General features: G+C 36.0%; 14 protein-coding genes. 4 read left to right on the top strand and 10 right to left on the bottom strand.

The genetic code is table 11. The features are described 5' to 3' along the window. Window positions 1-5: 5 nt before the first annotated feature. The 5 genes from ACGHIN_RS10970 to ACGHIN_RS10950 all read right to left on the bottom strand — a co-directional run bounded on the left by ACGHIN_RS10970 (window position 6) and on the right by ACGHIN_RS10950 (window position 7,021). Complete coding sequence (locus ACGHIN_RS10970; protein ID WP_390453330.1) at window positions 6-530, bottom strand: 2'-5' RNA ligase family protein; 525 nt, start codon at window positions 528-530, stop codon at window positions 6-8. 9 nt (window positions 531-539) lie between these two features. Further along, on the bottom strand, window positions 540-1,673 hold the full coding sequence (locus ACGHIN_RS10965) for a serine hydrolase domain-containing protein (RefSeq protein WP_390453328.1): 1,134 nt from the start codon (window positions 1,671-1,673) through the stop codon (window positions 540-542). Between the two features lie 249 nt (window positions 1,674-1,922). Beyond that, entirely contained in the window at window positions 1,923-2,822 is a 900-nt protein-coding gene (locus ACGHIN_RS10960) for a hypothetical protein (RefSeq protein WP_390453327.1), read from the bottom strand. A 35-nt stretch (window positions 2,823-2,857) separates the two neighbouring features. After that, on the bottom strand, window positions 2,858-3,568 hold the full coding sequence (locus ACGHIN_RS10955; protein WP_390453325.1) for a Dph6-related ATP pyrophosphatase: 711 nt from the start codon (window positions 3,566-3,568) through the stop codon (window positions 2,858-2,860). A gap of 105 nt (window positions 3,569-3,673) precedes the next feature. Beyond that, on the bottom strand, window positions 3,674-7,021 hold the full coding sequence (locus tag ACGHIN_RS10950; RefSeq protein WP_390453323.1) for a methylmalonyl-CoA mutase family protein: 3,348 nt from the start codon (window positions 7,019-7,021) through the stop codon (window positions 3,674-3,676). Window positions 7,022-7,233: 212 nt separating this feature from the next. Between ACGHIN_RS10950 and ACGHIN_RS10945 the strand changes: the two genes are divergently transcribed. Next, window positions 7,234-7,566 carry a hypothetical protein gene (locus ACGHIN_RS10945; RefSeq protein WP_390453322.1) on the top strand — a complete coding sequence of 111 codons (333 nt, stop codon included), beginning with the start codon at window positions 7,234-7,236 and terminating at the stop codon, window positions 7,564-7,566. Here ACGHIN_RS10945 and ACGHIN_RS10940 read toward each other — a convergent pair. Beyond that, entirely contained in the window at window positions 7,563-8,675 is a 1,113-nt protein-coding gene (locus ACGHIN_RS10940; RefSeq protein ID WP_390453320.1) for a DUF3667 domain-containing protein, read from the bottom strand. The genes ACGHIN_RS10945 and ACGHIN_RS10940 overlap by 4 nt on opposite strands. Window positions 8,676-8,931: 256 nt before the next feature. Here ACGHIN_RS10940 and rplM point away from each other — a divergent pair, with 256 nt between their 5' ends. The 3 genes from rplM to rpsB all read left to right on the top strand — a co-directional run bounded on the left by rplM (window position 8,932) and on the right by rpsB (window position 10,744). Continuing rightward, window positions 8,932-9,387, top strand: a complete 456-nt coding sequence (rplM, locus tag ACGHIN_RS10935; RefSeq protein WP_390453318.1) for a 50S ribosomal protein L13 — start codon at window positions 8,932-8,934, stop codon at window positions 9,385-9,387. Between the two features lie 5 nt (window positions 9,388-9,392). Continuing rightward, complete coding sequence (gene rpsI / locus ACGHIN_RS10930) at window positions 9,393-9,779, top strand: 30S ribosomal protein S9 (protein ID WP_390453317.1); 387 nt, start codon at window positions 9,393-9,395, stop codon at window positions 9,777-9,779. A gap of 203 nt (window positions 9,780-9,982) precedes the next feature. Beyond that, complete coding sequence (gene rpsB / locus ACGHIN_RS10925; protein WP_390453316.1) at window positions 9,983-10,744, top strand: 30S ribosomal protein S2; 762 nt, start codon at window positions 9,983-9,985, stop codon at window positions 10,742-10,744. A gap of 177 nt (window positions 10,745-10,921) precedes the next feature. Here the strand turns inward: rpsB and ACGHIN_RS10920 are convergent, their stop codons facing one another. The 4 genes from ACGHIN_RS10920 to ACGHIN_RS10905 form a co-directional block, all read right to left on the bottom strand. Then, window positions 10,922-11,377 carry a DUF6759 domain-containing protein gene (locus ACGHIN_RS10920; RefSeq protein WP_390453315.1) on the bottom strand — a complete coding sequence of 152 codons (456 nt, stop codon included), beginning with the start codon at window positions 11,375-11,377 and terminating at the stop codon, window positions 10,922-10,924. A gap of 32 nt (window positions 11,378-11,409) precedes the next feature. Then, the gene (locus ACGHIN_RS10915; protein ID WP_390453314.1) at window positions 11,410-12,045 is read right to left on the bottom strand and encodes a DUF6759 domain-containing protein; all 636 of its coding nucleotides are present in this window, start codon (window positions 12,043-12,045) and stop codon (window positions 11,410-11,412) included. Between the two features lie 170 nt (window positions 12,046-12,215). Beyond that, window positions 12,216-12,893: a tRNA (guanosine(46)-N7)-methyltransferase TrmB gene (gene trmB / locus ACGHIN_RS10910; RefSeq protein ID WP_390453312.1), complete on the bottom strand. Its 678-nt coding sequence runs from the start codon at window positions 12,891-12,893 to the stop codon at window positions 12,216-12,218. Window positions 12,894-12,973: 80 nt separating this feature from the next. Beyond that, window positions 12,974-13,087: DUF6759 domain-containing protein (locus ACGHIN_RS10905; protein WP_390453395.1), on the bottom strand; the 114-nt coding region annotated here is incomplete at its 5' end.

Below are 13,087 nucleotides of genomic sequence, written 5' to 3'. Positions count from 1 at the left end.
TTGCATTAGTTTGCCATTAGTTTTTTCTCTGCAATGGGGATCCAATGCCCCTCATGTCGAAGAAGCAATATTTTATCAACTAAAAATTTAGTTTTGTATTCTTTGTGCTGATAATCTTCCATGGCTATCAGATAGTTTTCTAATGTCAAATCTCTATAGCCTATGGTTATATGAGGATTAAAAGAATATTTTCCAAACCGGAATTGTTGCTTTACCCGCTCATAAAGATCTTTCAACGATTCACTGATTTCCGGCTTTATGTACAGAACAGGATTTTTATTAGGAAACCCGCTGAAACCATTGAGCGTGATTTCAAACGGAGGTATGCCAGTATCAATTTTCTGAAAAGCGACAAGGATATCATTCTCGAGTTCAAATTCTCTTGAAAAGGGAGGAAACAAGGTGATGTGTGCTTCATTCTTTAATGCTTTGGAACTCTTGTACTGCAAAGCAATATCTCTTTTGAAAACGTTTACTTCATCAATAATGGATTGCGGAGGATAGATGGCGATAAAATATAACTTTGTCATAAGATAAAGTTACAAGGATTGTACTTTAGATACAGGCTTGTTCAAATCTTTTCTCAGGCTGATCACTGTGTTTTCAAGATCATCTGTAATATTCTTTATTTCAACATACGGCCTGAATGCATTTCCTTTTTCTTCATCAGCAATATTGGATAAAATGATCACTGAAGTTTTTTCTTCAGGATAGTAAATATTGAGAGAAGGAGAGCCCTTTATATATCCACTGTGGAAGTAAGCAGTCGGTTGCCCGATATTCGTCATAATTCCGTAGCCATATCCCATTTTACCAAAAATCGGATGATATCTTTCCGCACTTTTGGATATAAATTTTTGAAAAGTTTCAGATTTTAATATTTTCCCCCCATAAAGAGCCTGGTTCCATGTATGCAGATCCTCAATTCCTGAAAGGATACCTCCTGCCGGAATTCCGATCTCTTTATTACCTAATCTCTCAGGCATATTCTGGATTTTTTCAAATTTCTTTGAGTTTCCGATATAGGCCCCCGCAAAATTAGATCCTTTAAAAAGAGTTCCTGTAGAAGAATGATCCATGCCCGCTTTTTTAAAGAGCTCCATTACATTTTCATCATAGCTCTTCCCAGAAGTTTTTTCCACGATTTTACCTAAAGTATTAAATCCGTCATTAGAGTAAAAAAATTCTGACCCACTTTTGAACATAAGCTTTCCGCCAAGAGTATTGATCCCGGAAGTATGATTGAGAAGCTGGTGGATGGTAATGTTTTCATATTCTTTGGTCTGAAATTCTTTGATATAGGTTGAAACTTTATCATCCGGTTTCAATTTTCCCTGTTCCATCTGAAGAAGAATAAGAACAGCTGTAAATTGTTTGCTTACAGAACCGATGGCAAAAATGGTATTGTTATCAATTTTAATTTTTTTATTAAAATCGGAATAGCCATTGGATTTCCGGTATAATTCAAGTGAGTCTTTGAAAACGGCAACGCTTCCGTTAAAATTATATTTTTTAAACACAGAATCGATTTGCTGTTCCAGAAGCTTTTTTTCAAAGGCGATAACAGTAGAATCTATAATAGCATTTCTGTCAACTGTTTTTACAGGTCCAGGATTATTACAGGAGTGGAAAACGAAAAAAGAGATTAATACAATAAATATTCTTACTAACATTGTGTGATTTTTTGCAATGATAAGGAAAAATGAAAAATAAAAGAAATGGTTTGTTTTTTATGAATTTGAAAAAAATGATAATCTCTCCTCTATGTATTTGATTATCATGGTTATGATTTTATATTGCTTGGGAAGGAATATAGGAATATATCTACACGAGTCAGATATGAATACGTTTCATTTAAATAATAAATTTACAATAAGCAAAGCCCCTGGGTTATAATTAAGAAACTCATATTTATAAAATGATCAACGTGGTTTTACAAATGCTATATAAATATCAGTAATTGTCTCGTCTGTCGTAAAAAGTTTTGTATAGGGTTTAGGAATATAATGCACATCATACCTGTTATAAAACATATATAAACTTTTGTTGAAGGTTTTACTATCTAATTTCTTACCTCCTAAAAGCACCAAAGATTTTTCAGTAGCATTCGGAGGACCAATTGAAATCTCACCATATACACTTCCGTAGTCATTTTCCGTAAGTTTGGTTGTGTGCTTTTTCAATAATTCTTCTTGACGGAAAATCTCCAATTTAGTATCAACGGTATAATGTTCCGGATGAAACTCAATTAAATTTTCTTTCTGAATAACTTCTTTTGGAACTTCTAATGTATATAAACCTTTTGAATCTGTTTTTGTAGAATACACTTTGGTTTTTGTAATTAAGCTTACGGTTGTATTTTCACTCGAGTTACCTTTTTTACCTACCAAAACTTTCCCGGAAATGATGACGCTTCCGTCTCCTGCTACATCTTCTTTTTTCTGGTTTTCTTTTGAAGCTTTAGTTGTTGAAGAAATCAGTTCAGTTTTATTGATGTTTTTAGTTTGAGCAGGATATGAATTGACTACAGTCATTGCCAAAGCGGCACCTGCTGCAATTTTCGAAAAGGTCATTTTTCTGAAATAATGTGCCCGTGTTTGTTGAGTATCCATTAAAGGACGGTTCAGCTGGTTTTTGAAAACCATTCCACAGAGTTTTTCACCCCTTTTCTGATGAAGAATATTGATGATTTCCGAATCACTCAGGTTGTAGAGATCCAATACTTTTTTAGAACATAGATCACAGAACTTTCCACCCGGAACGTCATGCATTTTTTCTAATGATTCTTCACAGGGCTTTTCAATTCTCAAAAATGGTTTCATAGGTTGCAGTTTATCAGAACGATATTTGAAACAAATTATTTTGAAATCAGATCGCAAAACCAGAACACATAATCTTCGTCTTCATCATGGCTATCTGATTTGGGTTTTAGATACGTTTTCTTTACAATGTCGCCTACTTCAAACTGGATTGGATTTTTAAAAATAGGACCGTCAAAAATAAACGTATGAAATTCCCCGTTTTCGCCACAAGGATCAACAGTTGAAGGTAAATCTGCAATGAAACCCTTATCAATGACTCTTCCTGCGAAGCTTTTATCAAGGTAAGTTTCATTCACGCAGGTAACAATCGTTTTGAATCCGAGATCTAAAAACTCATGGATGAGGTCCGTAGTATCTTTTTTCCAAAGCGGGAAAACGGCTTCCATCCCAATTGATTTTAATTGCCCTTCACGATAGGCACGCAAATCCTCCAGGAAAATATCTCCAAAAACGGAATGAGTAATTCCCTGAGATTGCATTGCAGACATCGTATTGCTCATGATCTCACGGTATTCCTCCATGGAAGGTTCTTTCGGGAGCTCCATTTTAATCAGCGGAAGGCCTAAACTTGCAGCCTGCTGTTCCAAAAGTGAGACATGAACTCCATGCATGGAAATCCGTTGATATTCTTTATTGATGCTTGTAAGCAGTGAAGTGATCTCGAGATAGTTTTCCTGTATTATTTTGTAAAGAGCAAGAGAAGAATCTTTTCCGCTGCTCCAGTTGAATATCGCTTTAGGTTTCATATCGCAAACATAAATATTTAAAACAAAAAACCTCAAGAAATCTCCTTGAGGTTTTAATTTATATTAGTACAATTAGTCGTCAAAATTGTCTCACTGAATACAGGTTTACATATTCCTTCTGTATTTACCACCCACTTCAAATAAAGCATTGGTAATTTGTCCTAAAGAACAATATTTTACAGCATCCATCATTACTTCAAATAAGTTTTGCTGGTTAATGGCCGCATGCTGAAGTTTTTTAAGAGCCTGTTCAGATTTTCCTTCATTCGCTTTTTGGAAGTTGTGAAGGGTCTCGATCTGAGCCTGCTTCTCTTCTTCGGTAGAACGGATAACTTCTCCCGGAAGAACAGTTGGTGAACCATCTTTTCCTAAGAAGGTGTTTACTCCAATGATCGGGTATTCTCCTGTGTGCTTCAGCCATTCATAATGCATAGATTCTTCCTGGATTTTAGAACGTTGGTACATGGTTTCCATTGCTCCAAGAACACCCCCTCTTTCTGTAATTCTGTCGAATTCAGCATATACAGCTTCTTCTACAAGATCGGTCAATTCTTCAATAATAAATGAACCTTGAAGAGGATTTTCGTTTTTAGCCAAACCTAGCTCCTTATTGATGATCAACTGAATCGCCATTGCTCTTCTTACAGACTGTTCTGTTGGAGTTGTGATGGCTTCGTCATACGCATTTGTGTGAAGAGAATTACAGTTATCATAAATGGCATATAATGCCTGAAGAGTGGTTCTGATATCGTTGAAATCAATTTCCTGAGCATGAAGAGAACGTCCGGAAGTCTGGATGTGATATTTCAGCATCTGGCTTCTTTCGTCTGCTCCATATTTCAGTTTCATCGCTTTTGCCCAGATTCTTCTTGCCACACGTCCGATTACTGAATATTCAGGGTCGATACCGTTAGAGAAGAAGAATGATAGGTTGGGTGCAAAATCATTGATATCCATTCCTCTGCTTAGGTAATATTCCACATAGGTGAAACCGTTTGCCAATGTAAATGCCAACTGAGAAACCGGGTTGGCGCCTGCTTCCGCAATATGGTATCCTGAAATGGAAACAGAGTAGAAGTTTCTTACTTTTTCCTTGATGAAATATTCCTGAACGTCACCCATCAGACGAAGTGCGAATTCAGTTGAGAAAATACAAGTATTCTGAGCCTGGTCTTCTTTTAAAATATCTGCCTGAACCGTACCACGAACTGTTGCGATGGTTTTAGCCTTAATTTCGGCATAAACTTCTTCCGGAATAACTTCATCTCCGGTGATTCCCAATAATTTCAGTCCTAAACCGTTATTAGATGGTGGAAGCTCTCCGTTATATTTTGGCCTTTCCAGTCCCTTATCGTCAAACTTTTCCTTAAGCTTAGCCTCAACCTTAGCCTCAAGATTATTTTCTGCAATATATTTTTCAACATTCTGGTCGATAGCAGCATTCATAAAGAAAGCCAATAACATTGGAGCCGGACCGTTGATCGTCATTGAAACAGAAGTTAATGCGTTCACCAGATCAAATCCTGAATACAGTTTTTTAGCATCGTCTAAAGTAGCAATAGAAACTCCCGCATTTCCGATCTTACCGTAAATATCCGGTGGTAAAGCAGGATCCTGTCCGTATAATGTTACAGAATCAAATGCAGTAGATAAACGTTTTGCAGGCATTTCCGCAGAAACATAGTGGAATCTTCTGTTCGTTCTTTCAGGTCCCCCTTCTCCGGCAAACATTCTTGTCGGGTCTTCTCCGGTTCTTTTGAAAGGATAGATTCCTGCCGTATAAGGGAAGCTTCCCGGAAGGTTTTCCTGACCTTTCCATTTGATCAGATCTCCCCAGTCGTTATATTTGGGTAATGCAATTTTGGGGATTCTTAAATGAGATAAAGATTCTGTTGAGGTCTCTACTTTAATTTCTTTTCCTCTTACGAAATAGGAATAAAACTCAGCATGGAAAGCTTTTTTCGTGTCATCCCAAGTTTTTAGGAAGTCTATATTTTCCTGTTGAAGCTCTTTTTCTGCCTTTTGATATTCAGCTTCCAGGATTTCTCCTGAAATAATATTTTTAACGCCTTCAATATGATACATTTTTCTTGCTAATTCAGCCTGTTTTTCAACAGCAGCATCATATTGTTTATTGTTTTCAACAATCTCAGATAAATAGCGAACTCTTTTTGGAGGAATAATTGTTACTTCATCTGTAATTTCCTGTTCAACAAAAGTCTGTAGATTTAATCCAGGGAATTTTTCATTCACTTTTGAAATTAATCTATTGTAAAGCTCAGTGGTTCCGTGATCATTGAATTGAGATGCTTTTGTTGCATACACCGGCATATCTTCCAGTTGGTTTTCCCATAAAAGGTGGTTTCTCTGGAACTGTTTTCTTACGGCCTGTAAAGCATCTAATGCACCACGTTTGTCAGACTTATTTAAAGCAACTAAATCTGCGTAATCCAGCATGTCGATTTTTTCCAGCTGTGTAGAGGCTCCATATTCGGGAGTCATCACGTACATGGAAACATCTGCAAAATCAGAAACCTCTGAACCGGATTGTCCGATCCCTGAAGTTTCAAGAATGATGACATCCGGATGCGCCAGCTTCAAGACATTCAACGCGGAATGAATGAATGGAGATACGGAAACATTATTCTCTCTGGTTGCCATTGAACGCATATATACTCTTGGATCATTGATTGCGTTCATACGGATTCTATCTCCTAATAAGGCACCTCCCGTTTTCTTTTTAGAAGGGTCAATAGAAATAATGGCAATTTTTTTATCGGTGTTGGAACGTAAGAAACGTCTTACCAGTTCATCGGTTAATGAAGATTTTCCTGCTCCACCTGTACCAGTGATACCGATGATAGGAATATGTAAATCTTTTGATTTTTCATCAATGGCTTTAACCAATTCAGGTTTTTCGTCTGAGAAGTTTTCTACTGCAGAGATAATTTGAGCGATGCTGGTAGGATTTTCAAATTGAATGGAATCCAAATCGTTTGCCGTAACATCTTTTCCGGTTGCAAAATCTGATCTGTGAACCAAATCGTCAATCATTCCCTGAAGACCCAGCTCTCTTCCGTCATCCGGAGAATAAATCCTGTCGATCCCATAAGACATCAGATCTTTGATCTCTTCCGGCAGGATGACACCGCCTCCGCCACCGAAGATTTTGATCTGTGGGGAATTTTTTTCTCTCAGAAGATCATAAATATATTTGAAATATTCATTGTGTCCCCCTTGATAGGAGGTTAAGGCAATTGCATTGGCATCTTCCTGAATCGCTGTGTTCACAACTTCCTCTGCTGATTTGTCGTGCCCGAGATGGATTACTTCGCATCCTGTTCCCTGGATCACACGACGCATAATATTGATGGCCGCATCATGTCCGTCAAATAACGATGCTGCTGTTACAATTCTTACTTTGTTTTTAGGAGTATATTTTTGGGTTTCCATAAAAAATCTAGAAAATTTCTGAATTCCCAAATATAATAATAAAATAGCAACCGTTGGTTTGAATTTAAATTATTGATTTTTAATTGTTTAAATGGATTTAATTAAATAAATGTTTGCCTTTTTAAGTTGGAAGGTTTGGAAGTTGCCTGTGTTATTGAAGGAATTCCAATTCTCAAATTAAAATCTTTATTTTTGCACCAAATATATAAGGTATGAAAAAGGCATTGCTGTATTTTGCGTTGGGAACTTCTGTAAGTTTTTTGATCAATTATTTCTTCTATAGTTCAGAAAATATAGGACTTGATATTTATTACGCTATTGCTTTTGGTTTTGCCTGGGGAATTGCCTATTATCTGGATACCCCTAATTTCACCTTGCCGCAAAAATTAGGCCTGTCTTTTGTAGCCATGGGAATCCTGGTTCTCATCGGAACATTGATTTTCAATCTTGAATTGGCCATTCCTTCCGTACTGAAATTTTCTACGGTGTTTGTAGCATATTATTTAATCGCCAGTTTCCGAGCGAATAAAACACTTCGCGATTAATGCATTGTTTGGAAACTTACATAGGCCAAAATTAAAAGCATCATCATTAGCCCGATAGAATTAATGATAAATAAGAATATCCCTTTGAAAATACTCATACCTCGGGAGCTTTCGTATACTCTGTGATGGGCTACAAAAAAATAGAGGGACATATAAAGAATGGTAGCTACATAGATTAATATAATTAATAAATCCAAAATACCATAATCCGGTATAAATTCTGTTATTCTGTCAAAAAATATTAAAATAAGGGTTCCCAATAATAAGAAAGAAAAATAGTGGAGTGTAAAAATTCCGTGATCAAAATACCACCATCTCTTTTTATTATGAAATACCCACAGAAAGAATGCGAAAATAGGAAGATACACAAATAAGGCTTTGGGGAGGGTGTGCAGAAGATTTTCTCTAAATTTGTCCATAATCTGCTTTTTGTTTAAACCTTGTTCCTGCATATGAAATACTTTCTTTGCGAAGGGTTTCATGACTTCAAAAGATTTCTTTTTATCAGGATGTTTTGCCTGGAGAGAATCAAACTGTTTCATGTTTTGGGCTCCCATAATGCTTAACTTTCCGTCTTTGGTTTCGCCAAAATCATCAGTTTCTATATCATCTCCATTAACTTTAGTAATTTGTGAATCTTTATCCGTGCCCATTTTGGGGTCTTTTATCTGAGTCTTCTCTAATTCATACTTTACACTGTCAACAAACTGGGCAAATTGTTGTTGTTTTTTTTCTGTTTCAATTTCCTGGGAAGTATGGTTTTTTCTGTTGTCCTTTTTCGTCTCATTTTCCGGACTGGAAAACAGGGAAGGAAGAAAAAAGGTAATAAAGCTTATAAAAATATATAATTTTACTGGAGCTACATACAGCTGCCTTTTTCCTGCAAGATATTCTTTGGTCAATTTTCCCGGACGGAACAACAAATATTTGATGGTTTTCCAGAACTGTCCGTCGTAATGCGTAAAATCTTCGATGAAATGCGTGAAAAGATAGTGGAAGGGTTGTTTGGGCTCTACATTTTCCTGCCCGCAGTGAGGGCAGAATCTTTCCTCTACGATATGTCCGCAGTTAAGACATGTTTTGTCTTCTCGTGTTTTTCCGTGGCTCATAGTTTTTAAAGATTTGAAGCAAATATAATTATTTCGGAAAGAAACGGGATTTCTGAAATTAAATTTAATTTAAACTTTGTCTTATAATATTGATGAACTGAATTTGAGATTGTTTTATAGATAGAAACTATTAAATGCAGGATGGATAGCGACAAATCAAGAGATAAAATAAAATATGTTTTCCTATTCCAAAAATTATTTATACCTTTGCACACCCTTTTAGGGGAAAATTATGTTTAATCTTTAACTAAAACGTGTGAATACATTAAGTTACAAAACTGTTTCAGCGAACAAAGCTACTGCTAATAAAGAATGGGTTGTGGTAGACGCTGAAGGACAGCCGTTAGGAAGATTGGCTTCTACGGTTGCAAAGATTTTGAGAGGTAAGCACAAGACGAATTTTACACCTCACGTAGATTGTGGTGATAACGTAATCGTTTTGAACGCTGGGAAAGTTACTCTTTCCGGAAACAAGTGGGCTGACAAGACTTATATCTGGCATACAGGATATCCTGGAGGTCAAAAGTCTATGACTGCTGCTGAACTTCAAAAGAAAGATGCTTTGAAAGTATTGGAAAAATCTGTAAAAGGTATGCTTCCAAAAAACAGATTAGGATCTGCATTGCTTAAAAACCTTTATTTATATGAAGGAACTGAGCATAAGCATGAAGCTCAACAGCCTAAAACAATTAATGTTAACGAATTTAAATAATTAATATGTCTATAGTTCACAAAATCGGAAGAAGAAAAACTTCTGTAGCAAGAGTTTATGTAAAGCCGGGAACTGGTAACATTACAGTAAACGGTAAAGATGCTAAAGAATATTTCTCTACAGACGTTATGGTTTATAAATTAAACCAGCCGTTTATCCTTTCTGAAACTGCTGGTCAGTATGACGTTACCGTAAATGTTTTCGGTGGTGGAAATACAGGTCAGGCAGAAGCTATCAGATTAGGTATTTCAAGAGCTTTATGCGAAATCAACGCTGAGTTCAGATTAGCATTGAAGCCTGCTGGTTTACTTACAAGAGATGCAAGAATGGTTGAAAGAAAGAAACCAGGTCAGAAGAAAGCAAGAAAGAGATTCCAGTTCTCTAAACGTTAAAATGCGTTTGGCTATTGGCTTTATGCTATTAGCTTACATGAAAAATTTAAATTTTATTTTAACAAAACGCTGGAAAGCTTATTGCTAACTACAAAAGCCAACAGCAACTTTGCCCGTTACGTTTAGCATCCAAACGCTTCTCCCATCTAAAGAAGTTGTTGATTGCCTAAAAAGCGGAAAGTAAACTAACAAAAACAGAAAACATGGCAAAAGCAAATGTAAAAGACCTTTTAGAGGCTGGCGTACACTTCGGTCACATGACAAGAAAGTGGAACCCAAATATGGCTCCATACATTTTTATGGAGAAAAATGGTATTCACATTGTAGACTTACATAAAACAGCAGTTAAATTGGATGAAGCTTGTAACGCTTTAGAAAAATTAACTTCTGCAGGTAAAAAAGTTCTTTTCGTAGCAACTAAAAAGCAAGCGAAAGAAGTAGTGGCAAAACACGCTTCTGAACTTAATATGCCTTATATTACAGAAAGATGGCCAGGAGGTATGTTAACGAACTTCGTTACTATCAGAAAGGCTGTAAAGAAAATGAACGCGATCGACAAAATGAAAAAAGACGGTACGTTCGAAACTTTATCTAAAAAAGAAAGACTTCAGGTAGACAGACAAAGAGCTAACCTTGAGAAGAACTTAGGTTCTATTGCAGACATGGTTAGACTTCCATCTGCTGTATTTGTAGTTGATATCTTGAGAGAACACATCGCTGTAACTGAAGCTAAGAAATTAGGTATTCCAGTTTTCGGTATCGTTGATACAAACTCTGATCCTAGAAAAGTAGACTTCGTTATCCCAGGAAATGATGATGCTTCTAAGTCTATTGATATGATTCTAAGCGTTGTTGCTGAATCTATCAAAGAAGGGCAGTCTCAAAGAAAAGCTGATAAAGAAAAATCTAAAGAAGAAGGAGAAAAAGTATCTGCTGATACAGATGCTGACTTCGATGCAGAATAATTAAAGATTTTCTTTTAAATAATAAAACCGCTAAAATTATTTAGCGGTTTTTTGTTTTGCATATTTAAGGTTTTATAAAATCTGGGATGTTCGTGATACACTGCGCCAATTTTGCAAATCCCTTCACTACTACAGCATATTTCTCCGTTTTCCAAATGACAGCCGTCTATGCAGCCCTTAATTCGAAAGTGTAATATGGTATGAGCTGGTAATGAACTTTGTTTTCTGATATACTGAATTGCACACCATTCCGGAAAAGTTGTAATTTTGATTTTTCAAGACCATTGCAGTTCCGATTTTATTAGCCCCGATCGGAATTTTTTTGAAATAATTATTGCCACTTATCGTCAAAACCATATTACAACGGGAATTATTTTCCACTCTTATGGATGTTTTCGGGCTGTCCGAAGAATCGTTCAACAAATCAGTTAAAACTTCTGCCGTTTCCGGCTTATACGTTTTTATTAAAGTCTGGTATTCTCTTTCTACCTGAGCTGCAGAACTTGTCTTGCTCCCCGTATTCGCTGACGGGGGTGATGGTTTTCTCTCCGGATATTTTGTATTATAGTTTACACTTCCACAGTTCATTAATGATGTAATAAGAGCTATGGAAAAAGGAAGTAGTTTTTTCATATTCATACTTTATAAACGAGAACCCAGCCTTTTTATTTTTTTCCTAAGATAGTTTTGTTTCCTATTGGTGCCGGATTATTAATTGTTAAAATAATACTCTTTTTAATTTCTTTTTTCGAAGAATATAATACATCACAAACATTGCTTGTTAAAACATATACTCCCTTATTAATCACCATAAAGTTTTCCCCTTTTGCAGGAACTGCCATATTATAAAAATCCTTTCCCTGGATTCTCACTACTAAATTACAATCAGACTGGTTTTTGAATAAAAGAATAACTTCTTTACTGCTGATATCTTCATTAAACATAGCATTGAGAAGTTTTACGGTTTTATCCTTGTGCTCCTTTGAAGTGGAAGTGAGAAGACGCTTAAATTCCTCTGCTTCTGCTGAGCTGGCATCTTTGGGAATCTCGGAAATAATGGGTCTTGCTTCCATAGGCTTTGCATCTTTTCTGCCTTTCGTCCATTCCATATTTTTTAAAGCAATTAATTTAGGTTTTAAAACACTTCTTCTCGGATCTTCGGGATGCGAGTTTTTCAGGAATTTCTCAATCTCCTGAATGTTTTTGCTTTCAAGAATATTTGAATTTTTTGTGGCATTGCTTTTTGTATTACATGAAACCAACAGTAATACTAATGGAATCAGTAAGAAGTTTTTTTTCATATAGGTGTTTTAAATAGAGAATTTCTCTTTTGTACTTTATAAGGGATACGCAAAACAGGGTTGTAAAATTTACAACCCGTATGGTTTTTAAGTGAAAATCACTTAATTTGTTAAATTATCGGACAGTGTTTTAAGAAACTGAGGGGTTTTTATCATCATTTGTTTGTTGTTTATTTAATTCGAAATTTAATATAAGTAATCGTTTTTCCTTTTGCAGAAAATAATTCTTCATAATACGTTCTGATATCTCTTAAGTGCGGAGTATTGGGATCATATTCCGGAGCTCCGTAAATATCGTGATGGGCGGTGATAATTTCGTAACCAGCACCTTGCAGGTATCCCAGAGTATATCCATGAAGGAACTCGGAATCTGTTTTCAGGTGAATGATTCCTCCAGGTTTAAGAAACTTTTTATAGCGGTTCAAAAAATCCGGGTGGGTCAGTCGGTGCTTTGTACGTTTGTATTTTATCTGGGGATCAGGGAATGTAATCCATATTTCGTCCACTTCATTTTCGTCAAAAAAACAATCTACCAATTCTATCTGGCTTCTTAAAAATGCTACATTCGTCATGCCATTTTCCACAGCTTCCTTTGCCCCGAACCAAAATCTGGCTCCTTTGATATCAATGCCGATAAAGTTTTTTTCTGGAAATGTTTTGGCAAGTCCCACGGAATATTCCCCTTTTCCACAACCCAGTTCAAGAACAATAGGGTTGTCATTTTTAAAAAACTCCTGTCTCCATTTTCCTTTAAGCGTAAAGCCATTCAGAGCCTCTTCTCTTGTAGGCTGAATAACATTTGGAAGTAATTTGTTTTCTGCGAACCTTGCTAATTTATTTTTACCCATGAATACATTATGAAATGCTGCAAAAATAACAAAAATTAGCTATAATGCCTTGGTTTTAAACCGCAGAAATAAGCAGGAAATTATTTACCCGAAGATCCCAATGCTACCATAAGAGGCTTTTGGATGGTTTTCTGAGAAGCATACTGGGCTCCACAAACCAAACTTGTGAAAAGATAATCTCCTTTTTCTACGAC

It is taken from the genome of Chryseobacterium barbadense (genome assembly GCF_042849955.1).
Lineage (GTDB): Bacteria > Bacteroidota > Bacteroidia > Flavobacteriales > Weeksellaceae > Chryseobacterium.
This window is presented reverse-complemented; position numbering and strand designations above follow the sequence as displayed.

What these genes read in the sequence shown, in the direction of transcription:
- trmB (WP_390453312.1), bottom strand. Translation starts at nt 12,893, where the DNA reads ATGGGTAAAAATAAATTAGCAAGGTTCGCAGAAAACAAATTACTTCCA.
- rpsB (WP_390453316.1), top strand. Translation starts at nt 9,983, where the DNA reads ATGGCAAAAGCAAATGTAAAAGACCTTTTAGAGGCTGGCGTACACTTC.
- ACGHIN_RS10920 (WP_390453315.1), bottom strand. Translation starts at nt 11,377, where the DNA reads ATGAAAAAACTACTTCCTTTTTCCATAGCTCTTATTACATCATTAATG.
- ACGHIN_RS10945 (WP_390453322.1), top strand. Translation starts at nt 7,234, where the DNA reads ATGAAAAAGGCATTGCTGTATTTTGCGTTGGGAACTTCTGTAAGTTTT.
- ACGHIN_RS10960 (WP_390453327.1), bottom strand. Translation starts at nt 2,822, where the DNA reads ATGAAACCATTTTTGAGAATTGAAAAGCCCTGTGAAGAATCATTAGAA.
- ACGHIN_RS10950 (WP_390453323.1), bottom strand. Translation starts at nt 7,021, where the DNA reads ATGGAAACCCAAAAATATACTCCTAAAAACAAAGTAAGAATTGTAACA.
- ACGHIN_RS10970 (WP_390453330.1), bottom strand. Translation starts at nt 530, where the DNA reads ATGACAAAGTTATATTTTATCGCCATCTATCCTCCGCAATCCATTATT.
- ACGHIN_RS10940 (WP_390453320.1), bottom strand. Translation starts at nt 8,675, where the DNA reads ATGAGCCACGGAAAAACACGAGAAGACAAAACATGTCTTAACTGCGGA.
- ACGHIN_RS10955 (WP_390453325.1), bottom strand. Translation starts at nt 3,568, where the DNA reads ATGAAACCTAAAGCGATATTCAACTGGAGCAGCGGAAAAGATTCTTCT.
- ACGHIN_RS10915 (WP_390453314.1), bottom strand. Translation starts at nt 12,045, where the DNA reads ATGAAAAAAAACTTCTTACTGATTCCATTAGTATTACTGTTGGTTTCA.
- rpsI (WP_390453317.1), top strand. Translation starts at nt 9,393, where the DNA reads ATGTCTATAGTTCACAAAATCGGAAGAAGAAAAACTTCTGTAGCAAGA.
- ACGHIN_RS10965 (WP_390453328.1), bottom strand. Translation starts at nt 1,673, where the DNA reads ATGTTAGTAAGAATATTTATTGTATTAATCTCTTTTTTCGTTTTCCAC.